Annotated in this window: 22 protein-coding genes; 7 read left to right on the forward strand and 15 right to left on the reverse strand. The window is 65.9% G+C overall.

What is annotated here, in order from left to right; translation table 11 throughout:
• Nucleotides 1-391: 391 nt before the first annotated feature.
• Complete coding sequence (locus tag KA261_05520) at nt 392-898, reverse strand: DinB family protein (GenBank protein MBP7697249.1); 507 nt, start codon at nt 896-898, stop codon at nt 392-394.
• A gap of 159 nt (nt 899-1057) precedes the next feature.
• A complete protein-coding gene (locus KA261_05525; GenBank protein MBP7697250.1) occupies nt 1058-1414 on the reverse strand; it encodes a DUF4430 domain-containing protein in 357 nt (118 codons plus the stop codon).
• Between the two features lie 126 nt (nt 1415-1540).
• On the opposite strand from KA261_05525, the gene KA261_05530 reads away from it, so the two are divergent.
• Both KA261_05530 and KA261_05535 read left to right on the forward strand, forming a co-directional pair.
• Nucleotides 1541-2428: a hypothetical protein gene (locus KA261_05530; protein ID MBP7697251.1), complete on the forward strand. Its 888-nt coding sequence runs from the start codon at nt 1541-1543 to the stop codon at nt 2426-2428.
• A 73-nt stretch (nt 2429-2501) separates the two neighbouring features.
• The gene (locus KA261_05535) at nt 2502-3602 is read left to right on the forward strand and encodes a PDZ domain-containing protein (GenBank protein ID MBP7697252.1); all 1101 of its coding nucleotides are present in this window, start codon (nt 2502-2504) and stop codon (nt 3600-3602) included.
• A gap of 97 nt (nt 3603-3699) precedes the next feature.
• Here KA261_05535 and KA261_05540 read toward each other — a convergent pair whose 3' ends face one another.
• The 7 genes from KA261_05540 to KA261_05570 form a co-directional block, all read right to left on the reverse strand.
• Nucleotides 3700-5691: a hypothetical protein gene (locus tag KA261_05540; protein MBP7697253.1), complete on the reverse strand. Its 1992-nt coding sequence runs from the start codon at nt 5689-5691 to the stop codon at nt 3700-3702.
• Between the two features lie 85 nt (nt 5692-5776).
• On the reverse strand, nt 5777-8686 hold the full coding sequence (locus KA261_05545; GenBank protein ID MBP7697254.1) for a cytochrome c3 family protein: 2910 nt from the start codon (nt 8684-8686) through the stop codon (nt 5777-5779).
• Between the two features lie 25 nt (nt 8687-8711).
• A complete protein-coding gene (locus tag KA261_05550; protein ID MBP7697255.1) occupies nt 8712-10199 on the reverse strand; it encodes a NapC/NirT family cytochrome c in 1488 nt (495 codons plus the stop codon).
• Between the two features lie 235 nt (nt 10200-10434).
• Complete coding sequence (locus KA261_05555; protein MBP7697256.1) at nt 10435-10887, reverse strand: hypothetical protein; 453 nt, start codon at nt 10885-10887, stop codon at nt 10435-10437.
• Between the two features lie 170 nt (nt 10888-11057).
• Entirely contained in the window at nt 11058-11558 is a 501-nt protein-coding gene (locus KA261_05560) for a hypothetical protein (protein ID MBP7697257.1), read from the reverse strand.
• 10 nt (nt 11559-11568) lie between these two features.
• On the reverse strand, nt 11569-12510 hold the full coding sequence (locus KA261_05565; protein ID MBP7697258.1) for a DmsE family decaheme c-type cytochrome: 942 nt from the start codon (nt 12508-12510) through the stop codon (nt 11569-11571).
• Nucleotides 12498-12938 carry a hypothetical protein gene (locus KA261_05570; protein ID MBP7697259.1) on the reverse strand — a complete coding sequence of 147 codons (441 nt, stop codon included), beginning with the start codon at nt 12936-12938 and terminating at the stop codon, nt 12498-12500. Before KA261_05570 ends, KA261_05565 begins: the two co-directional genes overlap by 13 nt.
• A 48-nt stretch (nt 12939-12986) precedes the next feature.
• Between KA261_05570 and KA261_05575 the strand changes: the two genes are divergently transcribed.
• From KA261_05575 to KA261_05590, 4 genes are all read left to right on the forward strand, one after another.
• Nucleotides 12987-13520 carry a hypothetical protein gene (locus tag KA261_05575; GenBank protein MBP7697260.1) on the forward strand — a complete coding sequence of 178 codons (534 nt, stop codon included), beginning with the start codon at nt 12987-12989 and terminating at the stop codon, nt 13518-13520.
• A 73-nt stretch (nt 13521-13593) separates the two neighbouring features.
• Nucleotides 13594-15567, forward strand: coding sequence for a homoaconitase (gene lysF / locus KA261_05580; protein ID MBP7697261.1), 1974 nt, complete (start codon nt 13594-13596; stop codon nt 15565-15567).
• A gap of 52 nt (nt 15568-15619) precedes the next feature.
• Nucleotides 15620-16381, forward strand: coding sequence for a hypothetical protein (locus KA261_05585; GenBank protein ID MBP7697262.1), 762 nt, complete (start codon nt 15620-15622; stop codon nt 16379-16381).
• Nucleotides 16382-16458: 77 nt separating this feature from the next.
• On the forward strand, nt 16459-17670 hold the full coding sequence (locus KA261_05590; GenBank protein ID MBP7697263.1) for an anion transporter: 1212 nt from the start codon (nt 16459-16461) through the stop codon (nt 17668-17670).
• Between the two features lie 4 nt (nt 17671-17674).
• On the opposite strand, the gene amrB is transcribed toward KA261_05590, so the two are convergent.
• The 3 genes from amrB to KA261_05605 all read right to left on the reverse strand — a co-directional run bounded on the left by amrB (nt 17675) and on the right by KA261_05605 (nt 20611).
• Nucleotides 17675-19120 (reverse strand): AmmeMemoRadiSam system protein B, encoded by a 1446-nt coding sequence (gene amrB / locus KA261_05595; GenBank protein MBP7697264.1) that lies wholly within the window; start codon nt 19118-19120, stop codon nt 17675-17677.
• A 70-nt stretch (nt 19121-19190) separates the two neighbouring features.
• On the reverse strand, nt 19191-20165 hold the full coding sequence (locus KA261_05600) for an SPFH/Band 7/PHB domain protein (protein ID MBP7697265.1): 975 nt from the start codon (nt 20163-20165) through the stop codon (nt 19191-19193).
• Nucleotides 20166-20170: 5 nt separating this feature from the next.
• Nucleotides 20171-20611 carry an NfeD family protein gene (locus tag KA261_05605; GenBank protein MBP7697266.1) on the reverse strand — a complete coding sequence of 147 codons (441 nt, stop codon included), beginning with the start codon at nt 20609-20611 and terminating at the stop codon, nt 20171-20173.
• Nucleotides 20612-21009: 398 nt separating this feature from the next.
• Between KA261_05605 and KA261_05610 the strand changes: the two genes are divergently transcribed.
• The gene (locus KA261_05610; GenBank protein MBP7697267.1) at nt 21010-21360 is read left to right on the forward strand and encodes an Hsp20/alpha crystallin family protein; all 351 of its coding nucleotides are present in this window, start codon (nt 21010-21012) and stop codon (nt 21358-21360) included.
• Between the two features lie 150 nt (nt 21361-21510).
• On the opposite strand, the gene KA261_05615 is transcribed toward KA261_05610, so the two are convergent.
• From KA261_05615 to KA261_05625, 3 genes are all read right to left on the reverse strand, one after another.
• On the reverse strand, nt 21511-22716 hold the full coding sequence (locus KA261_05615) for a hypothetical protein (protein ID MBP7697268.1): 1206 nt from the start codon (nt 22714-22716) through the stop codon (nt 21511-21513).
• Nucleotides 22717-22875: 159 nt separating this feature from the next.
• Nucleotides 22876-24288, reverse strand: coding sequence for a hypothetical protein (locus KA261_05620; GenBank protein MBP7697269.1), 1413 nt, complete (start codon nt 24286-24288; stop codon nt 22876-22878).
• The gene (locus tag KA261_05625) at nt 24285-24887 is read right to left on the reverse strand and encodes a penicillin-binding protein activator LpoB (GenBank protein MBP7697270.1); all 603 of its coding nucleotides are present in this window, start codon (nt 24885-24887) and stop codon (nt 24285-24287) included. Before KA261_05625 ends, KA261_05620 begins: the two co-directional genes overlap by 4 nt.
• Nucleotides 24888-24894 lie beyond the last annotated feature (7 nt).

Raw genomic sequence — 24894 nt, forward strand, 5'->3', positions numbered from 1 at the left:
AGAAAATGGTCCTGCTGAAGTAACTCCCGCCTGCTTACCATAGCTCATCCCCGAAGCCCCGCCTCCCCGGCGGGGCTTCGGCTATTACCACAAACCCCCGCCACCGCCACCGCGCCGGCGCGCCTGTTCGGCAAAACCCAGGCGACAGGAGAGCGCCCACAGCCTCTCCCCTGACTCGGGTTCTTGAGCGATGCGGATTGAACCTCCCGCCGGAGAACCAGGCGGAGGGGGAATTACAAATCACAGATCACATGTGGCGAGCGCTCTGTCGCGTTGGCGGGGGGACGGACGGCGGCGGCGATTCAGAGTGACGGTTCGCCCGCCGCCACCGACTGGCGGTGACGGCAGGCTTTAGTCATTCGGGAGCCCGACAGACGGGCCGAGGCGGCGATCAGACCTCCGGGGCATTCATGCCGTGTTCCTGCCAGGCCTCGAGCGACGGCCCATAAATCGAAGGCACTTTCAGTCCCGCCTGGCGCATCAGGACGGTCATCTGCCCCCGGTGGTGAATCTGGTGCTGGATCAGCACCATCAGGGTGATCCGCCGCGGCCATTTCTGGCCATAGAGATCGTCTTCAATATCGAGCGACCGGTCATTCCACGTACCGCTGACCTGGTCCACAAGGGCGGCGGAAAGGGCCCGATAGGCTTCGGCGATCTCCGCCGCGGCTGCGGGAACCGGTTTATCGGGGTTGAGGAGATTCTCGAGTTTCAGGCCGGTGTAGGTCATCATCTCGGGAATGGTGGTCACGATGTGCCAGGCGATCCGGCCAAGCGTCCGGTGGCCGGCCGCAATGGACTGGGCCAGGGAGGCATCGGTGAGAGCATCAAGAACCTGCTGCGTCCTTTCGGACTCCCCTTTCCAGGACTCAAGAGATTCTTTCAGGGAGTGGTACACGGGAGACTCCTTTCCGGTCTATGGATCAGTTCGCTTCATGTCAGCCGCGCTTGAGTTGCACGCGACTGGGGTCCTGCGGCAGGCGCCCGGGCACTCCCGCCGCGTCGGCGGCGGCGCGACCGCCCGGAGCGCACTGCGGTCAGCCGGCGATCGCACCGGTCATTGCACTTTCCGGAGACGCCAGCGGATGGTGTCGCCGGGAGCGGCCAGGAATTTGTCGGCGGCGCGGTCGGGTGTCGTGCCATTGACGGAGTAGACCCAGTAGGCCTGGCCGCCGGCCCGCAGGGTGTCAATGCCGGTTACGAACGCACCCATCGCGGTGTTGCGGCATTCGACCCGATGTTGCCGGCGGGTGAGCTCCAGCACGGTGGCGGAGTCATCGGCAACCACAAGCACCACGGCGCTGTCGGCCGCGGCGGTCGCGCCCGGAGTGCCGGGCTCCCCGCAACCCCCGCCGGCCAAGGCCAGCGACAGGACAGCGGCCGCCCGGCACGACAATATGACCGGCCTGAACATACGGTGAAGTAACCATGCTTTTCCCGACCGGACAAGTCCTTTGGCGAGGCAATTCCGGTTGTCCTTCGCAGATCGGGTGAATACTGCGCGGTTTCCGTGAGTAATATCCATGTCAGGAGAATGGCTATGAACTACAGCGAGATCATCAGCAGTTCCTTCCGTCTCGCTTGGCAGAACAAATCGCTCTGGCTACTGGGGCTGTTTTCATCGGGCTACGGACTGTACTCGTTTCAGTCGACTTTTGATCTGGACTCGGAGCACCCGTGGATCGACCTGTCGGGGCTGGGCGGGTACGACTTCTCACTCGGCGGGTGGCTTTTAGCCGCCGCTCTTCTGGTCGTTCTGCTGATGGCGGCGACGGCGGTGTTTTTGACGGCTCTGTGCACACCCGCGATTATCGACGCCGTCAACCGGTTATCACGCGGCGGGAGGTACTCGCTGGGCGCGTCGTTCGCAGCCGGGTTTCGTTTCCTCGGGCGGGCGCTCGGCGTGCTGATCCTGCACTTTCTGGTCTACATCGCTTTCTTCGCCATCACGGTGCCGCTCGGCGCGCTCGCCCTTCTCGTACACCCGCTGCTGTTGGTCGCGGCTGTGCTGACCGGGATCCCGCTCCTGATGTTGTTTGTCTTTGCGGCGGAGACGGTGTTCCAGCTGGCCTACCGCGCGATGGTGGTGCGGGACATTCCGATCGCGGCGGCGCTCCGCGAGGGTCTCGGTTTGCTGGGGCGGTATCCCGGCCCGTGTGCAATCCTCTTTCTGCTCCATGTAGGGCTGTATATTGTCACCGCGATGATTGCGGCGGGGGCGATCGTCGTGATGGCGATCCCGTTTGTGCTCTTGGCGATGTCCTCATCGGCCGGCCTGATCGCGGCGCTCGCGATCGGGATTCCCCTGTTCTGGTTGGTGTCGCTGCCGGCGGGCGGGTTTCTCGGGGCGGTGTTCGAGACGATGTATACGCTGTTTTACTTTCGCCTGCTCGAGCCGATCCCGGCGGGAGCGCCGGCGACGGCGTAGCGGGAGCCGGGGGGCTCGGTCGGACCGAGAGTTTCATCTTGCGATCGCCGGTCGGTGCGGTTTATTTGGCGTCATGAAGGCGCTTTTCCTCATTATGTTGGTGGCGGCCGTGCTGCCGGCCCAGGCCCAGGAGCAAGCGGTCCCGGCGTCACCGCCGGCGGGCCCGATTCCGCAGGTACGTCTGAACTACGGCGCCGTCGAGCTCCAGCGGGCGCTGTACCCGGTCCACTACGGCGCCAGCAGCGCGCGCGCCGACCTGCGCTGGGCGCAGGAACACAATGCCGGGTTGGAGAGTTTCTGGGCGGCCCAGGGGGATTCGATCCTCTCCCTGCTGGCGGCCTTGTCCGGAATTGCCTGGACGGAGTCGGCATTCGATCTGTTCGTGCTGCGGTACTTCCTCTCGACGGGCGCGCCGGAGCCGCTCATCATCCCGACCGGGGGGATACGGCGCGGGGAGGCGATCGAGGCGGCACCGGCCGGGAAGGTCATGAAGCTGAACGTCATCTACCAGCTCGCGCGGCGGCTGCTCGACCAGGCGAGCGAGTCCGCCGGCCATTCGGGGCTGGCGGACCACCCGCTCCTGCGTCCGGGGCCGTACCGCCGGGATATCCTCGCGCTGGTGCTCGCCGGGGCGGCGGCGGAGGGTGTGCTCGGGCGCGACTCGGCCCAGGGGGCTATCCGCTCGGCGTTTTGGCGGAATCATTTTCCGGGGATCGAGATTTACGAGAGCTATTTCGCGGGCGGCGACTGGGCGCTGTCCCCGCAGGACCCGCTCGTCACCCGGGTGCTGGCCGAACCGCCGACCTCGGCGCTGATGGCGGCGACCAACCCGGCGCCGCGGCCGGAGAGCACGGGGAAACGAACTTCCGTCGAGGGACTGCCGCTGAGCGGCGAGCTGGGGATGGCGATCAGCGTCGCCGACAACGGGCTGCTGCGAGTGGATGCGCTCGATCCCCAGCGGGCCGCGTATGCGTCGGGGCTGCGGGAGGGGGATCTCATCCGGACCGTGGACGGCCGGCGGGTCAAGAATCACCGGGAACTGGTGGAGCAGATTCTCAAGACGATGACGAGGCGGGGGGCGACGCTGCAACTGGTGCGGGAAGGCGGCGCGAAAGCGGTCGTGGTGCGGCCGGTGACGGCGGCGGAGCGGCCGGGGAACGGGGACGCCGACTAGAAAGCCCGCCGGTGCGCGGCGCAGAATCAAAAACCGGGCGCCCGACGGCGCCCGGTCCTAGCTCCCTCTACCGACAATCGTATCCGCGCACGGGTCCTCAATCTTGTTTGGCCGGGCGGTCGCCGGAGCGGCCCGGGTCGGGACCCGCCCCGACGTGCTCGCGGTGCTCCCCGGAGGCGATGCACTCGTACCACTCCGGGTGATGCTCCTCGCACTCCTTGACCGTCATCCTGCCCGTCAGCCAGGTAAACGACATCGGGTACTGCTCCGGGTGGAAGATCACGAAGAAGAAGTGGAACACGACGATGGCGAGGGTGGCGAGCCAAGCCTCGTAGAGGTGGATGGTCTCGGCGACTTTCACGATCCAGGCGGGGAGGAAGCCGGTGAAGAAAGTGGGGAACCAGAGGATGAAGCCGGTGAGGGCCATGACGACGGTGCCCCAGACGAGCGCCCAGTACTCGGCCTTCTCGGTGTAGTCGAAACGTCCGAAGCGGGGTTTCTCCCTGGTCATGCCGAGGTGGTACCTGACGTTCTGGACCAGGTGTTTGAGATCCTGGGTGCTGAGCCAGATGGCACGGAGTTCTTTCCGGCCTTTGCGCGCCAGGAAGAGATAGAGGCCGTGGTGGACGGCGATGTACATGAGGAGGACAGCGGCGATGCGGTGGATCACCGAGCGCGACCCCTCGTTGAGGTGCAGGAAATTGAGGATGTGAACCCACCAGGCGTCCGGGTAGCGCAGGGCGAAGCCGGTCAGGACGAGGGTGATGAAGGCGATGGTGACAACCATGTGCTGGTAGATCATGGCCCCAGTGAAACGCTGGACGGTGGGCTGGCCTTTCATCTTGCGGTGTTTCTCGACGACGTAGCGCCCGACGATGATGAGGTTGTGGACGAGCATGGCGCCGATAGTGATGACGATCAGCCAGACGTAGATGGTCTCCACGACGTCGTCGATCCGGTTGTCGCCGGCGATGAAGGCCTGGTGCGTGTAGCTTTGGGCGAACTTGGCGTTGGCCTTGGGGTGGCACTGCTGGCAGGTGGCCGTGACGTTGTCGGGGTGGATGGAGGAGGCCGGGTTGGCCTGCGGGAGGATGGCGTGGGCTTCGTGGCACGACACGCAGGTGGCGGCTTTGAGCGACCCGCCGCGCACCGCCAGGCCATGGTAGGAGTCCTGGTAGGACGTGAACTGGTTGTTGCTCAAGCCGTATTTCTCGACCATCTGCGGGTCGGTGTGGCACTTCCCGCAGACATAATCGGCCAGGTTGGCGTGGTTGACCGGCGAGCCCTCCCGGTCGACCTCGAGAATTTCGTGTTCGCCGTGACAGTCGGAGCAGTTGGGGGAGTCGAGGATGCCCTGGGCGAGGGCCTTGCCGTGGATGCCGCGGGCGTACTGGATGTAGATGTCGTTGTGGCACTTGGCGCAGGTTTTCGGGATGTTCATCTTGTGCACCAGCGACTGCGGGTCCGAGGCGCGCTTGAGACTGTGCATCCCGTGACAGTCGTTGCAGGAGGCGGCCGACCCGATGCCTTTCTGGATGCCGCGGGCGTGAATGCCGCGCATGTAACGGTCAAAGGAGTCGGCGATGCGGACATCCGGATCCCGCGTGAGCGTCTGCTTGCTATGGCAACTGCTGCACGTATAGGGGAGTTTCCCCGCCGAGGTCGGTGCTTCCGGGTTGGTGTCGGACAGAATGTTGTGGTGGCTGTGGCAGGAGGCGCAGGTGGGGGCGTTCGGATTGCTGGTGGCATGGGCGGAGGTGGCGTACAACTCGGCGACGTCGCTGTGGCAGGTGCCGCAATCGACCGGCTGCAATTCCTCCGCGTGGGGATAGTCGGCGTTGCCCGCAAGATCGGTGTGGCAGTCGATACAGCTCATGCCGGCGTGGACCGAGGAGTCGAGCGAGCCCGGGGCCACGAACATTGAGATCTCGGCCCCTTTCCGGTTCAGGCCGGTGAGTTCATTATCGGAGTGACAGCTCAGGCAGGTTTCGTTGTCATCCTGAGCCGATACCGCCGCGGGCAGGCACAGAAGCAGCGTGACCAGCAGGAGCAGGGAAAGGCGATACCGGCGGGAGCAGCGTGCGTTCATGTTTGACCTCTTCGACTAGTCAGGTCCTTTTTGTGATATATTTCACGAAGAAATATACGGATGTGTCGATCAATTTTCAAGAGAATTAACGGTAGCCGAAGATTTCGGCATAAATGATTAACAGGATTAGGATTAACCCGATGGTCAGGGCGACCGCGCCGAAAACCTTCGCCGTGCGCACCATCACCGGCGGAAGCGGCGGTACGAGATGGTCTTTGATCTTGCGGGACTGGATCAGCTCCTCGTACTCGCGGGGGCGGTCGTTCTTGAGTTCCTCGACGGGGACGCGGCCGGTGAAGATCACGGTGTCCATCGGGAATTTGTCGGGCCGGAAGTGGGTGTTGAAGAAGTGGACGGTGAAGATGAAGGCGACGGCGAGGAGGGCCTCGTCGGAGTGCACGATCTGGGCCACGTTGATGATCCAGCCGGGCAGGAAGCGGGTGAAGAATTCGGGGAACCAGAGCATGAGGCCGGTGGTGCCGATGATGGCGACGCCCCAGAAGACGGCGAAATAGTCGAATTTCTCCCAGTAGGTCCAGCGCCCGTAGCGGGGGCGCGGTCCCCGGCCGAGGAACCACTTGATGGTGGCGATTGCCTCGCGGAGGTCATCGCGGTTCGGGAGCATCGAGTTTTTCGTGAACAGGTATTCCCGCCATGATTTCCGCTGCCGGCGTTTCTCGCTGATGAGATCCCAGAGGTGGATGCCGAAGTAGGCGAAGGTGACGACGGCGGCGACGCGGTGGATGTAGCTGGTCGACTCGAACCCGCCGAGCAGTTCGCTGATCCACCGGGCCCAGCCGAGGTAGGAGAATTTCAGCGTCATGCCGGTGATCGCCAGGGCGATGAAGCTGGTCACGACCATGATGTGGAGCCGGCTGTGGAGGGGCTTGAAGCGACGGTACTCGAGACTGCCCCGGTACTGCGTGCGGACCTGTTTGTGTTCGCGCATCATCTGCCACGATTTCGGCAGCCAGAGGATGGTATGGGCGCCGGCGACGATGAGCGTGCCGACCAGCAGGGTGGTCATGAACCAGAAGGCGTAGAAGAGGATGGGGTACTTCGTGCGGTCGTGGTGGGTGGCGTGGGTCAGGTAGCCGGCGAACTGGCGGTGGGACCCCTTGTGGCACTGGCCGCAGGTTTCGACGATGTGGGCGCGGGAGAGGTGCGAGCCGGGATCGCTCGGGGGCAGAGTGTCATGGGCGCCGTGGCAGTCGTAGCACTGGGCCGCGGCCGTGCCGCCGAGCTGCGACACTTTGCCGTGGACGGTCTCGAAATAGGACTCGGTGACGTCGGCGTGGCACGCGCCGCACTGCTTGCGCACGGTGAGGCGGAAATCGGCCAGGTCGGCGCGGGTAATGGTGTGGGAGTGGTGGCAGTCGTTGCAGATCGGCAGCGGGTCTTTGGCGTCCGGGTTGGCGGTCGCCGAGTGAATGCTCTTCGCGTACTGCTCGTAGATGCCGTTGTGGCAGCGGGCGCAGGTTTTGGGGATGTTCGCGCGGTGGACGCTCGAGCGGGCGTCCGTCTGCGGCAGCACGTGGTGGGCGGTGTGGCAGTCGGTGCACATGGCGGTGACCACCAGGCCGCTCTGCAGCAGCCCCTTGCCGTGGATGCTCTCGATGTACTCCTCGACCCGGTCATGCCCCTCGTTGATGCGCGCGGCCGCGCGCGCGCCCGCCCGGTGGCATTCGGCGCACAGGCGCGGCACGTTGGTCGGGAAAGTCCGCGCCTGCGGGTCTTTCCGCCCGAGCACGCCGTGGACCCCGTGGCAGTCGATACACTCGGGGGCGTCGGGATCACCCCGGTCGACCAACTGGCCGTGGGTGCTCTCCCGGTAGGTGGCAACAACCTCGGCGTGGCAGATGGAGCAGTCGACCCTGTTCACGACCGTGGCGCAGGGGCGCTCGTTGTGCCGGGGGGTCACGCCGGTGTGGCACTGGGCGCAGGTGACGCCCCGGTGGACCGAGCTATGGGTTTCGAGGCTGTCGACCGAGATCGAGACGGTCTTTCCCCCGCGCACCATGGTCAGGTTCGGCCGGCCGTGGCAGGCCAAACACTCCCGGTCTGACATCCCTTCCTGGTAGAAGACGCGGCGGATCTGGTGGGGGGAATGGCAATCGACGCAGGCGGGGACTTTCCCCGGTTCCTTCTCCCACAGCTCGCCCCGGATGACCTGTTGGTGGACCTGTTCAATCCGGCCGTGGCACTGCCGGCAAGTGGCCGCGATGTTGTTCCGGTGGATGCTCGACTGGGGATCGGCGTGGTCGCGGACGTTGTGGGCGGTGTGGCAATCCGAGCAGACGGCGGTGACGGTGAGTCCCTGCTTGAACAGCCCGATGCCGTGGATCGACTCGGAGTAGTGCTGCATGATGCTGTCCTGCGGGATGTCGTAGCGCTGATGGACGGGCGAGCCTTCCTTGTGGCACTCCCCGCAGACGAAGGGGATGTTGAACTTGGCGACCTGGGAGTTCGGGTCGGTGCGCGGGAGGATGTTGTGGCCGCCGTGGCAGTCCCAGCAGCGCGGGGCGAGCTCCGCGCCTTCGTGGACGAGCCGGCCGTGGAGCGACTGGTAGTAGATTTTCGCGGTGGTTTCGTGGCAGACGCCGCAGCGCACGCCGCCGGTTTCCGGGTCGGAGTCCGCCGGCGAGAGAATCCGGTGGCTGCCGTGGCAATCCCAGCACTGGGCGGCGGTCCCGTGCGCGCTCGTGCGGAGAGCGCCGGCGTCGTGGCAGTCGCCGCAGGCGGCCGGCGCGAGATCCTCGGCGTGGGGCCAGTCCTCGACCCCGGCGAGGTCGGTGTGGCACATGATGCACTCCAGCTCGGCGTGGACCGATCCGGCGAGGGCATCCTCCCCCACGTGCATCGAAATTTCCCGCCCGTGCAGCGTCCCGGCCAGATCCTCGTCGGCATGGCAGGACAGACAGGTTTCGTTGTCCTGCGCCAGAGCAGGGAGCGCCGGGAGCAGCGCGAGCAACACCAACGGCAGCAGTCGTCTCATAACGGCATCGCGGTCCGGCCCGCGGTCAATACCCCTGATCCGCGGTGTGGCAGGCCGTGCAATTCACCTCTCTCCAAGCCTCATCGATATCTTCCGGGTGGCGGAATTCCAGTCCGGCCAGATTCATTTCCAGGCTGTCGATGGCGGTCGAGGGTCCCTGGGCGACAATGAGGTGGCAGGTCCGGCAGTCGTTTTTCATCGGCTCGCCGGCGGCGTTGGTCATGCTCGGCGTGTGGCACCGGAAACAGCCGTCGCTCACGAAGTGCGAGAGGTGGTTTTCCCGGACGCGGTAATCGGTCTTCATCTCCGGGAAGAAATTGAGGGTATAGATTTCCTGGAGGACGGCGGCCGCCCGCTCGATGTCATCCTTCTGCGCCTCGACCCGGTCGGGGTAGTTGGTTCGGTAGTACTCGCGGAGGCCTTGGGCAATCGCCTCCAGCGCCTGCGGCTTGGTCTTGTATTCCGCATTCAGGAGGTCGACGGCAAGCTTGCGGATGGAGGGCAGCTCCGCGGAGAGCTCATGCCTGTTCAGGGCGCGGTTGACGGCGGTGGCGGGCGGGTTGAACCGGTGGGAGGGGCGGTTGTGGCAATCCATGCAGTCGAACGCCCGGATCGCATCGGCGGAGTCGGCGACCGCCGGCTGCTCGGCATCGGCGTTCACCCACACGGTCGTGTCGCCCTCCGGCCCGATCGAGCGGACCCAGGCGATCACGCTGCGCTTCTCATCGGCGGGGATGTATTCGAGCCTTCGTTCGGTCAGCATATGGTAGTGGATGCCGCCGGCCTGGCCGGTAGCCCGCGGCGTGCCGCCGCCGATTTTGACGCGGAGGGCCACGGTCCACGGCGAATTCTGCTCATCGGTCCGGTAGTAGGTGCGGACGAGGAGCTTGTCGCCGTAGAACTGCTCCGGCCAGTGGCACTGCTCGCAGGTTTCCCGGGCCGGGCGCAGGTTCACGATGGGCGTGGGAATGGGTTCGGGGTAGGTGTTGAGGGCGGTCGCCCACACCTGCCGCAGACCGTCCACTTTCGACTTCACCCAGAACGAGGCGCCCGGTCCGATGTGGCATTCGGCGCAGGCCACCCGGGCATGGGGCGAGTTGTGGTACGTCACGTACTGCGGCTCCATCACCCGGTGGCAGGTTTCGCCGCAAAAAACCACCGATTCGGTGGCGTCGTACGCCTCGGTGCCGGCGTACACGACCACGAGCACGAGCACTGCGGTGAAAGCGAGGAACAGCCAGAGGTTGCGGATGTATTTCGGGTCGGCCGGATCGATGGAGAGGGTGAAGCGGACGTCCTCGCCGGCGCGCCGGGCCCGGCCGATCTGCAGCCGCACCGAAATCAGAAACAGCAGCACGCCGAGGAGAATCACCGCCGGCGCCAGGATGAACGTCACCAGCGACCGGTACATGTTCTCGTGGGCGGCGGACAAGTCGATCAGGACGAGAATGATAAAGAGGGCGCCGCCGGCAAGCACGAGCGCGCCGCCGAGCGCCGCCAGGGGATGGCGCAAGAGTGTTCGTCTGGGATGGCCATTCGTAGTCATTAGTCGATTACCTCGTTATCGTTTGCGACTCCGATCGGCGCCAACATACGGCAAAACGGCCGGCGAATCAAGACATGCAGGCTCATATTTCGCCGCAATCAGCACTTTCCCGAAAGCGGACCGCCCAGTCCGCCCGATACGCCCCGCCTGGTCGGGGTGGCGGACCGACCGGTTTGTCCGGTCGGTCCGCACCCGCGCCAGATCAGAAGTTCACCAGCACTCCCGACCGGACCATATAGTAGCGGCCGGTCTCGTCCCCCCAGACCCAGCCCTGGTAGTCGACCACATGGGCGACGTCCCCGTCGAGCGTGAAGGTGAAAGTCGGCGTGAATTGGTACTCCACCCCGGCCGCGAAACGGAGGATTTCGAAGTCGAGGTCGGAGTACGCATCCATCTCGGCAAACGAGAAGTCCATGTGTTCGAGCACCCGATCGCCGTCGTAGAAAGCGCGACCGTCGGGCATAATCCCCTCCTCGAACCCGGCTTTCGACAGGTTGTAGGTGAGGGTGGAGGTCAGCCGCATTTTCGCGATCGGCTGGTAGGCGGCGCTCAGGTAGAACGTGTGAGCATTGGTCGTGTAGCCGGCCATCTCGTACGTCGTGCCGTAGTGGAAGGGCGCGATGACGGAGTCGGCCGATTCTTCGGAGACACGCACGGTGTCTGTAAAGAGGTGGCCTGCTCACCCGTCCTACAGGGCGACCGACACCGGCCCCGTGGAACGGTAATGATTGAACGTGTACCCGATAGTCGCCGAGAAGCGGTCGTCCGGCGTGCGGATGACGTTCAAATTCGGGGCAATCGCGAACCGGCTCACGTCGGGGCTGTTCAGAGCTGGAGGTCGATCCGGGTGAGCATTTCGCGGCGGCTGACGTGGCAATCGACGAGCGAGTCGAGGATCGTGTGGGTGAGCATTTTCCCGCCGAGGGTGTCCGCCCCGGCCGCCCACTCGCGGGCGGCGAAGTCGAGCAGGCGGTCCTGGCCGAGCTGGTGGATGAGTGTCCGGCAGCCGAAGTCGAGATCGAGAGTGCGGCCATTGACCAGACTCATCCTGGCCTGCAGGTTGTCCTTATCAAAGAAATGCCCGTTCGCTGTCAGGAGACTGTTCCCACGGCGGGAGAGGAGCCTGAGCCGGACCTCGGCCCAGCCGTCGTCCTCGATTATGCGGTATTCCCCGGCCTTCTTGCCGTCGTTAAGGAACTCCGAGTAGTGTCCGCCCAGCCAGGTCGAGTATTCGTCGTACGACTCGGCCTCCTCCTGGGCGGCACGCGGGGCGGCGACGGCGAGCAGGGCGAGGCAAAGAACAGATGTTATCGCAGAGGGTCGCATCTTTCACCTCCTACCTGGTCAGGCCCGCGCCGCGGGCGGACATGGATTGTGAGGGAAGGTCGCTGCCGTGAATCTGGGTGTGGCACTGCGTGCACTTGGTCAGCATGCCGATCCTCCGCGACTCGCGGGTCGAGACGGTGCGCCGTTCCGGGGCCGCGGGGGGCTGGAAGGTTCCGCCGATGCCGGGGACGGCGGCGTGGAAGTGCATGGGGTGGCAGTCGAGGCACAGAGCCGGCTCGTTCTGTTTGAGCAGACTGTTGGCCACCGTGCCGTGCGGGGAGTGGCAAATCATGCAGTTTTCCTGAACCGGGGAGTGCTCGTAGATGAAGGGCCCCTCCTTCTCGGCGTGGCAGGAGAAGCACAGTTCCCCGTTGGTCATGTCCTTCACGAACATTGTCCCGCCGCCGTGGACGCTGTGGCAGTCGAGACACCGCATCTTGCCTTCGGCGATAGGGTGGTGGGACGGCATGTAGGCGGCGGCCCGCACCTCCGCGTGGCAGGAGTAGCACAAGGCGGGGTCGCGGAGCCGGTCGTCGGTGTACTCGGCATGGATGCGGTGGCAGGATGCGCAGGTGACGCCGGCGGCGTAGTGTGCGCTGAACGCCCAGTCATCGAACTGGTGGTTCTTGTGGCAGTTCAGGCACAGCGCCGCGGCGCCGAACTGATCGGCCCTGGCCGGATTGATGATGTCCGCCGGGTCGCCGGATGCGACGTGGTCGACCGCCGATCCGTGACATGCTTCACAAGTGCCCGCGGCGAGCGCGGGATCGCCGGCGAAATATGCGCCGTGGGGGGACTTGTGGAACATGTCAACGATGTCGTGGCAGCCGGCGCACGCGCTGTCCGGGACTTCCGCCACGGCCGGGCCGACCAGGAGCAAGGCGAGCGCCAGCCCGGCCGCCGCCAGCGCGGCCCGGGGTATCCGCAGTCCTCCTGAAATCAGACAACCCATGAAACCTCCTCTGTTTGTTCGTGCTGTGAAACCCCTTGGCAGTTTATTTTTGCTTTGCGTGTTTCCCTGCCGGTCTGCGGACGCTCCTGGGGACGGCGACGGAGAGGGGGCGTGCTGATGCCGCAGGCGAGCGGTTTCGTCGTCTTGCCGCCACCACCGAGTCGGACGAAGAGGTTGACGGCTTCGTCGGGAATATCCGCTTTTCGGTCCGTCACCGCCGAGTCACCAATCCCCGCGAATTTGTCAGTAATCACGAGCCGCGGAGAGCGGACGGGCCAAGTGAAAAAGTACCGTACGGCCCATCTTGTTGTGACTTTTTTCACGAAAACGCCGGGCGCGGCGGTTATCTTGGATGGGCAGCCGCGGCGGCGCTCCCCCGGCGCAAAGCGCTTGGCAACCCGCCGCCGCTCGCCGTATAATGCGGCCACGGAGACGAGCCGCCTGAAAAGAAACGCTGACAGAGAATGAGGTACGCCATGCACGACCTGGTTGCGCGCCTGTTGCCCGAAGTCAACGAGATCACCGACCCGACACTGCGGGAGAAGACGATCGCCTGCTGGGCGGATGCGATCGCATTCCGCGGCTGGACCGAACACCTCCTGCGGAACATCCCGTTCACGCTGCTGGCGCAGAATGTCAAAATCACCTTTGTCGACCATGTCCGGGCGGTCTGCCGCATGTGTCTGGCCTGCGACGACGTGCTGACCGAAGTGCACGGGGCCAACCGCACCAGGGTTAACCGCGATTACCTCATCGCGGGGGCGCTCCTGGCGGACGTGGGCAAGCTGATGGAGTACGAGATTGTCGACGGCAAGCCGGTGAAGAGCGACTACGGCAAGCACCTCCGGCACCCCTTCTCCGGGGTCGGACTGGCCTTTCGGCACGGGCTGCCCTCGGAAGTGATGCACGTCATCGCGACGCACAGCAAGGAGGGGGAGGGTGAAAAGCGGCTGCCGGAGAGCATCATTTTCCACCATTGTGATTTTATCGATTTTGACCTGGTGAAATAAGCGTGGGGGGGAGCCGCGGGGCTCCCGCCTGCCGAACGGGAAAACGAAGGCCCACGTCATAAAGGATCGCCCCATGTCCCATTCGCAGACTCTCGTTGAGAAGATCGCCCAGCGCTACGCGGTCGGGCTCGAGCCCGGTCACGCGGTCCGCGCGGGCGACTACCTCTCGATAAGGCCGGCCCACGTCATGACGCACGACAACACGGGCGCCGTGATACCGAAATTCCAGTCGATCGGCGCGGCCCGGGTGGCCAACCCGCGCCAGCCGGTGTTCACGCTCGACCACAACGTGCAGGACACTACCGAATCGAACCTCGCCAAGTACCGCAAGATCGAGTCGTTCGCAGCGGCGCACGGGATCGATTTCTACCCGGCGGGACGGGGGATCGGCCACCAGATCATGTGCGAGGAAGGATACGCCTGGCCGGGGACCATGGTGGTGGCGTCCGATTCGCACTCGAACATGTACGGCGGGCTGGGGTGTCTCGGCACGCCGATCGTCCGCACCGACGCGGCCGCTATCTGGGCCACCGGTCGCACCTGGTGGCAGGTGCCGCCGGTCGCCCGCTGTCAACTCAAGGGACAACTTCCGCCGGGTGCGACCGGCAAGGATGTGATCATCACGCTCTGCGGCTATTTCAACAAGGACGAGGTGCTCAACCACGCGGTCGAATTTGCCGGCGACGGGCTCCGCTCGCTGTCGGTCGATGAGCGGCTGGCGATCGCCAACATGACGACCGAATGGGGGGCGCTGGTCGGCCTCTTCCCCATCGACGACGTCACCCTGGACTGGCTCCGCCGGCGGATCGAGTTTGTGCGGCGGCGCGGGCTCGCCGGCGTGCCCTCGGACGCCGACGGCGGCGGGGAGCACCCCCGGCTCCGCACGGCGCGGCTGGAGGACCTCCAACGCCACATCCCGGCCGCCGATCCGGGGGCGTTCTATGCCAGGGAGCTCATGCTCGACCTCGCCACGGTCACCCCGCACGTCTCCGGGCCGAACCATGTCAAGGTCATGACCTCGGTGGCCGACCTGGCGCGTCAGAAGAAGCGCATCCACAAGGCCTATCTCGTGTCCTGCGTGAACAGCCGGGTGGAGGATCTCGCGGCCGCGGCTGCGGTGGTGCGCGGAAAGCGGGTGGCCGCAGGGGTCGAGTTCTACATCGCCGCAGCCTCGTCCGAGGTGCAGGCGGAGAGCGAGAAGCGGGGTGACTGGGCGGCTCTGCTCGCGGCCGGGGCGATCCCGCTCCCGGCCGGCTGCGGACCGTGTATCGGTCTGGGCCGGGGGCTGTTGGGCGAGGGCGAAGTCGGGATCTCCGCGACCAACCGGAATTTCAAAGGCCGCATGGGCGCGCGCGAGGCGGAGGCCTACCTGGCCTCGCCGGCGGTGGTGGCCGCCAGCGCAATCGCCGGCTACATCACCGGACCGGCCGAGGCGACGGCACGGCCGACCACCGGCGAGATGCGGGTGAACCGAAAACCCGCCGGAGTAACCAAGGCGGCGCGGGTGATCGACGGCTTCCCCACCCGGCTGTCCGGGCGGCTGGCTTTCTGCCGCCAGGACAACCTCAACACCGACGGGATCTACCCCGGCAAGTACACCTATATCGACGACATGACGCCCGAGCAGATGGCGGCGGTGGTGATGGAGAACTACGATCCCGAATTCGGCAAGCTCGTGCGCAAGGGGGATATTCTGGTCGGCGGGTTCAATTTCGGCACCGGCTCCTCCCGGGAACAGGCGGCGACGGCGCTGCAGCACCGCGGGATCGCGCTGGTGGTCGCCGGCTCGTTCTCCGAGACCTACAAGCGGAACGCCCTGAACAACGGTTTTCTCGCGATCGAATGCCCCGACCTGGTGAACGATCTGAAAGCCGCGTGCGACCCGAACCGGCTGACGGCGGTTTCCGACAGCGAGGCGACGGTCGATTTTGCGGCCGCGTCGCTGGTGTTCGCAGGCAAGACCTACGAGGTCGATCCGATCGGCGCGGCGGCGCAGGAGCTGGTGCTCAGCGGCGGGCTGGAAGGATGGGTGCGGCAGCGGCTGTAGGAGAGAACGGCCGAGAGACGGCATTGGCCAACCCCCACGCGGAGGAATAGACATGGCGCTCAAGTATCACAGCTCAGTCGCGTCGGCGCTGGCCGCGCTTATTGCCGCCGGCCCCCTGTTCCTCGCGTGCGGTTCCGATGACGGCAACCCCTTCGGCGGCGGCGGGCCGGACCATGCCCTCAACCCGGCCGAGTATTTCGGCCTGGTTCCGGGCCGAACCATAACAGCCGGGTACGTGAACTATGTCGGCGACAGTCTCCGCCAGTTTGTGCCGAACAGCCCGGTCGACGCCTGGTCCTTCACCCCGGTCATAGGTCTGCCGACGATCTGCAACGGTCGGCTGGCCTACCCGGTGTCCGCCGCGCCCATCCCGAGTAACTATTCCGACCCGGATTACGCTTTCACGCTCTACTTCAGCGCCGACTCCAGCGGCCTGTACTGGCACGGCGGCTCGTACTGCGGACTGGACCTTCCCCTGCCCTCGCCCGGCAGGATCGCCCCATACCCGCTGGCGAGCGGATTGAAGTGGCAGACAATCGGCCATGCGGAGACCGACATCGACCAGTGCAACCGGTCGGTCGCCGATACGCTCAACGCAACCTGTCGACGGATTACGAACGCCGTCGTGCGCGGGAATGCCTACCCGGAGGTATTCCTGATCCGAATACCGTTCATCGACGTGCCGGGGCATATCGGGACGCGCTACTACGAGGCGTGGATCGCCCCGGGCTACGGTCCGGTGCGCGGCGCGAGCTTTGATCAGGCGTACGAGCATCCGGACGAGGGGTTCGAGTTCATTTCCTACTCCCCGTGAGGCTCCCCGGGGCCGATTCCCCGGCGCCGGGACGATAGCTTTCAGCCGGCGCGGGCAGCGGCCCGAAAGGCAAGGCGATGGACTGGCTCATCATACTCGTGTTCGGCGTCGTGTACCTCGGGATGATCCTTGGGCGGATTCCCGGTCTGGCCCTTGACCGGACCGGGGTGGCGCTTTTGGGGGCGCTCTGTCTGCTGGGGTTCGGGCGGGTGACGACGGCCGATCTGCCGGCGGCCGTGGACATGTCGACGATCGCGCTGCTGTTTGCGCTCATGGTGGTGTCATCGCAGTTTCGGCTGGCCGGGGCCTACTCCTTCCTGGTGCGGCGAGCGGGGGAGCTGGCGGTGTCGCCGGCGGCGCTGCTGGCGGTGGTGATCGGGGTGACGGCGCTGCTGTCGGCCGTGCTGGTCAACGACATTGTCTGTCTGGCGGCGACGCCGGTGGTGATCGAGGCCTGCGCCCACCGCCGCCTGAACCCGGTCCCGTACCTGCTGGGGCTGGCGGCGGCAGCGAACATCGGCTCGGCCGCGACCCTGATCGGCAACCCGCAGAACATCCTCATCGGGGAGGTCCTCCGCCTGTCGTTTTCGGGGTACCTGCTCGAGAGCCTGATTCCGGTGGTGTTCGGGCTCGTATTGCTGTGGCTCATTCTCGCCTGGCAGTACCGGGGCCGGCTGGGAGCGGAGACGGTGGCGCCGCCGGTCGCGGCCCCGCTGTTCAGCCGGTGGCAGACGGCCAAGGGGACGCTCGTGCTGGCGGCGCTGCTGGTGATTTTCCTGGCCGGCAGTTGGCCGCGCGACCTGGCGGCGCTCGGCGCGGCGGGAGTGCTCCTGCTGTCGCGGCGGATGCAGTCGCGCGAGATGCTCGGGCTGATCGACTGGCCGCTCCTGGTGCTGTTTCTCGCGCTCTTCGTGGTCAACTACGCGGTCAACAGCGGCGGCTACATGGCCGGCGTCATGGTCGGACTGGACGCGGCCGGCATTCCCCTGGACCACCCGGGGTGGCTCTTCGCGGCGAGCGTCGTGCTGAGCAACCTGGTGAGCAATGTGCCCGCAACCATGCTCCTGTTGCCCTCGGCGACCCATCCCCTGGGCGGAGCGGTGCTCGCGCTGTCATCGACGCTGGCGGGGAATTTGCTCGTGGTCGGCTCGATCGCGAACATCATCGTGCTCGACCAGGCGGAGCGGTTGGGAGTGCGCATTTCATGGCGGAGGCACGCCCGGACGGGAGTGCCGGTGACGGCGGCGACGCTGCTGGCGGCGGGGGTATGGCTGTGGCTGCGGGCGTAGTCTCTCAGAACACCTCGGCGCTGAAACGATAGATCTCGGCGTTCTTGTCTTTCCAGCTGCTTTTCGGCAGCCCGGCTTTCAGGCACGTTTGCCCGAGGAATTCCATCCGGTCCCAGCCGTTTTCCGCGGCGACCTGCGGGAGGAGCAGCCCGGAGTGCCAGTCGAGTTTGATCATGAGGCCGTCGCGGCCGACCTGGATCTCTTCGATGTCGCGCACCCGCGCGAGCGGCGAGAGGATCGAGATCTCGATATCGATACGGTCAAGCTCGCGTTCGTGCAGTTCGGGGAACCGGGGGTCCTCGAACGCCGCCGCCACCGCCATGTCGGCAATCGTCCGGGGCAGCGGCTCATCGGAGCGGAGCCGCCCGATACAGCCGCGGAGCTGTCCCTGGAGGTGGAGGGTGACGAACGCGCCTTTCTGCATGGCCAGCGACTCGGGAGCGGGCGGGGCGTACTCTCGGCCCTCCAGGCGCGCGCGGATCGCGTCGCGGGCGACCGCCGCCAGCAGCCGCCGGTCGTCATCGGCGATGCGCTCCTCCCTTTTTCGCGGTTCGCCGGCGGCCCGGGCGCCGATGACCTCGCGGGCGGCCGCTTTCCGCTCGGACAGAAAGACGGCCGAGAGGTAGCCAACCACCTCGTTGAAATCGCCGGTCGTCTGGCCGGAGTGGGAGTAGTCGATCACCTGGGCCCGGGTGGCGCCGAGGCGCCGCCCGGCGATAATGGCCGCGGCGATGGGCCCGCCCCCGCAGGCCTCGCCCTTCCCCGTCTCGAGCGTCTCCAGCAGGAACGCCTCGTCGAACTGCTCGACTGCCTGCCGGACGGTGCCGTCGAGACGGGAGGCGACTTTCGCGTTGTGGAAATGGGACAAATCGCTGGAAGCGACCATGAGCGCGTTGGCCCCTTTGAGCGCGGCGGCGAGGGTTTCGCCGAGGATGCGGACCGACTCCTCCTCCTGGTCGCCCATCACGATCGCGACGAGCTTGAAGCGGCCGAGCATGACCTGGAGAAACGGCAACTGCACCTCGAGAGCGTGTTCGCCGCGGGTCGAGCCGGTCGCGTGGCCCATGTTGGAGTAGTAAACGTTGGACGGGTTGATGGCGGCGATTCGGTCGGCCAGCGGGCGGTCGGTCTCGACCACGCCGAGCGGCGTCTCGTAGCCGGCGCCGGCGAAGACCGATGAGCCTTTGAAGAAGACCGTGTGTGACGGCGAGATGACCACGACCGTGTCGAACTGCTCCCCCTCGAGCTGCTTGTAGGCTTTGGCCGCAGTCAGGCCCGAGTACGGGTAGCCGGCGTGGGGGGCGACGACCACTACCGGGTGGCCGGTGATTATGCGTTTGCCCGCCTGGGCATAGAGTCGGGCGATGGCGGTGGCCAGCTCGCCCGGGTCGCGCGGGTAGAAGGCGCCCGCGACGGCGGGCTTGCGTATGGTCGCACGGTCGGTTTCCATGGCGATAGTATACGCCGGGGAAGGCGGGTGTGTCAAATGGAGGGGGGCGAGCCGGTCCAATTAAATCGGCTCAGCCGGCGACCTCTTCGGTATCGACCGGGGCGATCGCGGGCCGGGGCGACGCCGTTTTGCCGCCGCCGTTGGGCCGCGCCCCTTCGATGAGCGCCGCCAGCGCCCCAATCATCCCGCTCGCTTCGTACGGCAGGAAGATCTTGTTCGCCTGGTTCTCGGCCAGTTTCGGCAGCATCTCGAGGTATTTCAGCATGATCAGCTTGTCGTCGGGCCGGCTGGCGTGGATGGCGCCGAAGACGTTATTGATGGCGAGCGCCTCTCCCTCGGCCACCGTGATCTGGCGGTAGCGCTCGGCATCGGCTTTCATACGGACGGCCTCGGCGAATCCCTCGGCTTCGAGGACGGCGGCCTTGCCGTTGCCCTCGGCCAGCAGGATGGCTGCCTGGCGCCGGGCCTCGGCCTCGAGGATAGCGGCCCGCTTGTCGCGCTCCGCTTTCATCTGGCGGCTCATCGCTTCGGTGATGTCGCGGGGGGGGTCGATGCGCTGGAGTTCGACGCGGTTGATGCGGACGCCCCACTTGTCGGTGGCGTCGTCGAGGACATCGCGCAACTGGCCGTTGATCTTGTCGCGGGACGAGAGGCAGGTATCGAGGTCCATCTCCCCCATCACGTTGCGCAGGTTGGTCTGGGCCAGCTTGGAGGCGGCGTCGAAGTAGTTGGAGATTTCGAAAGTCGCCCGCACCGGATCGGTCACCTGCGCCCAGATGACGGCGTCGACCTCGACCACGACGTTGTCCTTGGTAATGACCTGCTGCGGGGGAACATCGAGCACCTGCTCGCGCATGTCGATCTTCCGGACATCGTCGAGGAGCGGGAAAATGACGTTGAGGCCGGGCGCGAGGACGCGTTGGTATTTGCCGAGGCGCACGACCACGCCCCGTTCGTAGGGACCGACCACTTTGACCGAGAACGAGACGATGACCACGGCGAAGGCGATCGCCGCGAGCAGAAATATCAGGATTCCGGTATCCATGGGGCTCACTCCTCACTTTCCTCGGCTCTTTCAACGCGCAGGCGGTTCCCCTGGACGGAGGCGACCCGCACGCGCTCGGCGGGGGCGAAGGTTCCGGCGGCGACGGCCCGCCACGTCTCGCCGTCGACCACGATCTGCCCGGGGCTCTCGCGATCGATCGGTTTGGTCACGATGCCGATCTGTCCGATCAGGCGGTCGATGTTGGATTGCACCGGCGAGGGTTTGGTGATGCGCCGCGCCAGGGGGCGCATCAGCGGCAGGAGCACGAGCGAGGCGATGATGAACAACCCCACCTGCCAGTAGTAGCTTTCGGGATTGAACTGGGCGAAGACGCCGGCCGCGGCCGCCGCGATGGCGAAGCAGATCGCGAGAAACGACGGGCTGGTGATTTCGATGATCAGAAAAATGACTGCCGCGGCCATCCAGATCCAGAACATGGTCGCCATAGAAGCTCCTTTGCGCGAGTGTCGGCGCGGCCGCTGTCGCCCGGCCGCAACTGGTCAAAGCTAGCCACGAGGCGGCCCGGGATTCAACAAAAACTCCGGTTCGCCGGTCGCCCCGGAGGGCGTAAACGCAGCCGGCGGGAGCCGCCGTCGCGCGCCCCGGCCCGGCGGGACCGGGGGGGTACGCTCGCTCTCTGCCGGATTGACCGCATCGGGAAGCAGAATCGACAGCCGCAGTTGCCACGATGGGAGACCTGCGGCAGGCCGCTCTCCCACCGCGAGAGCAGGTGCTTGGCCGAGCGCGTGCGACCGAATGGGTACATGCTTTGATTACGTGCAGAGTGAAAACAACAACAGCCATAGATGACCTAGCTGAGGCAAACGCAAGGAGGTGTTGCGAAATGACGAACGTGGCGAGACGTGAAACTAACGGCATGCGGAATCGCCTGCCCAGCCCGTTCTTCGAGGACTTCTTCCACTGGCCGCCGGCGCCGTGGGAGCCGCATCACTGGCCGCGGGTCGATGTCCGGGAGACGAGCGAGGACGCCACCCTCCTGTTCGAGGCCCCGGGCATGCGCAAGGAGGATCTCGAAGTGCAGGTCGGGAACAACCGCTTGACGGTGTCGGGCGAGCGGCGCCTCGAGGCCGATGACTCCGATGAGGGGTGGGGTCCGCCGCGAGATCGCGACCGGGACATTCAAGCGCCAGTATACGCTCCCGTCGGCTATCGACCAGCACTCGGTCAAGGCTGAGTACAAGAACGGCTTCCTGCGGCTGACGCAGGCCAAGCGGGAGGAAGCGAAGCCGAAGCAGATTGACGTGAAAGTCCCGTGACGATGCGGTCTCCTCGCTCTGCACTGTGTGACCCGGCCGGCCCGATGGGCCGGCCGCGTGTTTTCGCGTCAGGACGCAGGGTCTCCCGGGACGCGCAGAGCGGCGAGACGCGCCAGAACCAGCGGCGCCAGCGGCATCATGTATTTCTCCCACGCCAGATACGAAAAGGGCATGACGAGCAGGAAAGCGATCACGCCGCTGTCGAGCAGGAGTACGACATCACCCGTCCGGGCGCGGATCCGGGCGACTGCGCTCTGGGCGATGTGCAGCACGATCGGCAACCCGAAGAGGAATCCGGCAAAAAAGAACGCGTGCGGCAGCCACGGAGCGGCCGGAAAGTTTTCGACCGCCTTGTGCAGGAGACCGACCGTCTGGACGCCGATCGCCTTGGCGGCGGGCGAAGCTTCGACCGGAAACAGCCAGTAAAGGGGGCTGAGAGCCGCCGCCGCAATCAGCCGCCCGCGCGTGTAGACCCGCCGCCCGGCATAGGCTGCCGCCGGAAGCAGGTACCAGAAGAGCAGGCTGATGTAGAGCACCAGCGCGGAAGGGTGAAAGGCGAGGCCTCCGCCGAGGTAGAGCCCGCGCAGACGGTTGTCGGGGCTGACATGCCCCCACAGCAGGAACAGCGTGAGCAGCGGAACGGCCGCCGCCGCGGCCGCGCCGAGCGCCCGCCCGGCAAATTCCCTTCGCTCCGGAGAATTCCTGAGCAGCAGCGCCCAGGCCGCAACCGCCATCACCGCAAATACCGCATACTGACGGCACAGCAGAGCTCCCGCGAGGCCGAGCAGGATCAGCACCGCCCGGCCGGCGACCGCTCCCCACAGGGCCGCCAGCAGAAACAGGATGGCCGCGCCATCGGTGAAGACGAAAATCGAAAAACCGATCATGTACGGCTGCAGGGCGAACAGGAGCGCGAACAGAAAGGCGAGGCGGCCATCCCCGCACATCCGCCACAGCAGCCGGTGAAACACCAAGTAGGAACCGAGGGCAATCACGAGCGACAGCAGACGGAGGTTCCATAGACCGAGGCCGGCGAGATGCCCCCAGGCCGCATAGAGGGCGAAGGGCAGCGGCCCGGACATCTCGGGATAGGTGCGCAGCGTTTCGAGACTGGGACGGGAGGCGAAGAGGCGGACCGTGTCGACGAAGTGGCTCTCGTCCCCCCAGGGCGGCCGGTCGGGACCGGCGACGATCACCGCCGCCGCCTGAAGGAGAATCAGGCACGCCAGCAGAGACGCCAGGGACTTCCTGTAGGACCATCGCGGTACTGACACTTCACAGCTCCGGCGTGATGGGGCCGACGGGGGGAAAGATCGGCCGGCGTGCGGGACGTGTCAACGTTGATCAGGTCGGCCGCCCACGGCGAAATCCGCACCGGGACCCACGGCCTGAAAGGGAGATGGGCGCCCACGCGGCCGCCCGGGGCGGCCGGATCAGCGCAGGCAGAAAGTGCGCACGAGGTTGAATGCGCGCTCGCGGACCGACACGCCGGGGTAGTGGCGGCTTTCGACGACCGCTCCCTCGGCGTCCAGGTACTCAACCGTCAGATCGTACGCCCCGGGGGGGACGACAAAGTCGCCGACGAAGATGCGGCCGGGCAGGAGTACGGCCGAGCGGAGATCCGCCTGTTCGGAAACGTCGTAGGCGACGTCGGCGGCCAGTTTGCCCAGCCACCCGGCGATCCCGCCGTTGTCGACGGCGTTTTTCAGTCTGGAGGCGGAGAGGGTTTTGAGCACGACCCGCACGACGGTGCGCCAGAGAATGATCGACTGGCGGGCTTCGAAAGAGGCGGCCGCGACCGCCGCGACATCCTCGAGCAACTGCAGCTCGCCGAGCACCCGGCCGCCCGAGGAGACCCGGACAGCCGCGATTTCCGACGGTCTCGGGACCAGTTGGGGGAGCGACAGTTTCGCGTAGAAGTCGCCGATCCCCTCGGGCAGCGGGTAGTTGGCGAACACCGTGTGCTCCGGGCGGGCGTCGTCGTAGATCACCGTCAGCAGGTGCAGGTTCTCATCGGTGCGGACGCGCAAATTGAGCGGCTGCTTCACCGGCGCGAGACCCACCAGCCCGACCACGCTGAGCACGCCGCCGCTGTCCGCAGCGTAGGCGACCGGAGGCGGAGGGAACGCGTAGATGTTGGGCTGGCGCGCGAAGGCATCGGCCAGCGCCTGCGAGTCGATCCGCGCGTCGTCGTCGAGCCCCTCGGCGGCGTACATGTGCATCGACAGGTAGCGGGCGAAAGCGGAGCTGTTGAAACGCACATCCGTGCCCGCGAAAGCGACGCAGGCGCCGGTCGTGTCGCGGGCGGCGTCGGCCGCGATTGCCGCGGCCGCATCCGCGTACTTCTGTTCCAGCAGGTTGAGCTTGTCGTGGGCGCGGCGGATTTCCACGAACGCATCGTCGTGCTTCCCCAGGGCAAGGTAGTTGAGGGCCATGAGGAGGTTCGTGTAGAGAACTTCATAGTCCTCGCCGGGGTACTCCAGGACGTTGTCGTTGAGCAGAGTGTTGGCGAGCACCCCCTTGGAGATACTCTTGGTGAAGAGTTCCTCGGCGGCCCGCTCGGCGACCGCGAGGCGAAGGTTGGAGGAGTCAAACTGGGAGGCGTAGTGGTAGGCCAGACCGGCATCGAGGTAGTACAGGAAGCGGTCCTTCTCCTTGTAGGCCCCTTTCGATCGGGCCTCCTCAACGGTGGCGACGGCGGCGGCGTAGTTGCCCGAGCGCAGATCGGCCTCGAGCGGCGCGTAGAACTTCTCCCGGTTGAGGCCGGAGGAGCAGCCGGCCGCGAGCACCAGCAAAAGCGCGCCCGGACCCAGGATCCCCCGCCCCGCCGATCGCGGCAGGCTCACCATTTCGTGCCGGACTGGGCAATCCCCTTCTTGATCTTCTTCGTCCCGATCCAGACTTTCTCGTTGGTCTCAATGTTGATGAGTTCGAGGTCGGTCTGGTAGAAGACGGTGCTCCGGCCCTCGACCGCATCGGTGATGGTCTTGATCGCGCCGAGCAGGATGAAGTCGGCGCCGAGCTCATCGTGGAGGAGTTTGCGGGTCTCCTCGGAGGCGAACTCCGCCTGGTCCTGCCGCTCCTCGCGAACCTCGTAGCGCTCATCGTGGCTGCCCACGAAGCGCACGTTGCCGGAGTTGATCAGTTCGCGTTCGAAGTCGGCGGTGAACACCTCGGTGTCGATGTGCTCGTTGGTTTTGTTGCGGATGGTGCCGACAGTGACGACCGGCTTTTCGCCGTTTTTCTCGACGAAATTCATCAGCCAGGGGCGGGCGAGCGCATCGGCGATCATCTCCTCGGCCACGAGGCGCGCATCGGTCTCGTTCCACTTGCCGCTGAGGTCGGTGGTGCCGCCCGGATCGAGGCGGGTCACAGTCTGGCCGCCGCCGCAGCCGATCGCCAGCGCCGCCAGCGCCAGCACAACTAACAGGTATCTCATAGTCATCTCCTCT

Source organism: Candidatus Zixiibacteriota bacterium (assembly GCA_017999435.1).
In the GTDB taxonomy this organism is placed as follows: domain Bacteria; phylum Zixibacteria; class MSB-5A5; order GN15; family FEB-12; genus JAGNLV01.

Bases quoted from the DNA above. Each gene is read 5' to 3' on its own strand.
- KA261_05540 (MBP7697253.1), bottom strand. From the start codon at position 5,691: ATGAACGCACGCTGCTCCCGCCGGTATCGCCTTTCCCTGCTCCTGCTG.
- KA261_05605 (MBP7697266.1), bottom strand. From the start codon at position 20,611: ATGGCGACCATGTTCTGGATCTGGATGGCCGCGGCAGTCATTTTTCTG.
- KA261_05530 (MBP7697251.1), top strand. From the start codon at position 1,541: ATGAACTACAGCGAGATCATCAGCAGTTCCTTCCGTCTCGCTTGGCAG.
- KA261_05590 (MBP7697263.1), top strand. From the start codon at position 16,459: ATGGACTGGCTCATCATACTCGTGTTCGGCGTCGTGTACCTCGGGATG.
- KA261_05525 (MBP7697250.1), bottom strand. From the start codon at position 1,414: ATGTTCAGGCCGGTCATATTGTCGTGCCGGGCGGCCGCTGTCCTGTCG.
- KA261_05585 (MBP7697262.1), top strand. From the start codon at position 15,620: ATGGCGCTCAAGTATCACAGCTCAGTCGCGTCGGCGCTGGCCGCGCTT.
- amrB (MBP7697264.1), bottom strand. From the start codon at position 19,120: ATGGAAACCGACCGTGCGACCATACGCAAGCCCGCCGTCGCGGGCGCC.
- lysF (MBP7697261.1), top strand. From the start codon at position 13,594: ATGTCCCATTCGCAGACTCTCGTTGAGAAGATCGCCCAGCGCTACGCG.
- KA261_05535 (MBP7697252.1), top strand. From the start codon at position 2,502: ATGAAGGCGCTTTTCCTCATTATGTTGGTGGCGGCCGTGCTGCCGGCC.
- KA261_05565 (MBP7697258.1), bottom strand. From the start codon at position 12,510: ATGGGTTGTCTGATTTCAGGAGGACTGCGGATACCCCGGGCCGCGCTG.
- KA261_05600 (MBP7697265.1), bottom strand. From the start codon at position 20,165: ATGGATACCGGAATCCTGATATTTCTGCTCGCGGCGATCGCCTTCGCC.
- KA261_05545 (MBP7697254.1), bottom strand. From the start codon at position 8,686: ATGAGACGACTGCTGCCGTTGGTGTTGCTCGCGCTGCTCCCGGCGCTC.
- KA261_05575 (MBP7697260.1), top strand. From the start codon at position 12,987: ATGCACGACCTGGTTGCGCGCCTGTTGCCCGAAGTCAACGAGATCACC.
- KA261_05560 (MBP7697257.1), bottom strand. From the start codon at position 11,558: ATGCGACCCTCTGCGATAACATCTGTTCTTTGCCTCGCCCTGCTCGCC.
- KA261_05610 (MBP7697267.1), top strand. From the start codon at position 21,010: ATGACGAACGTGGCGAGACGTGAAACTAACGGCATGCGGAATCGCCTG.
- KA261_05625 (MBP7697270.1), bottom strand. From the start codon at position 24,887: ATGACTATGAGATACCTGTTAGTTGTGCTGGCGCTGGCGGCGCTGGCG.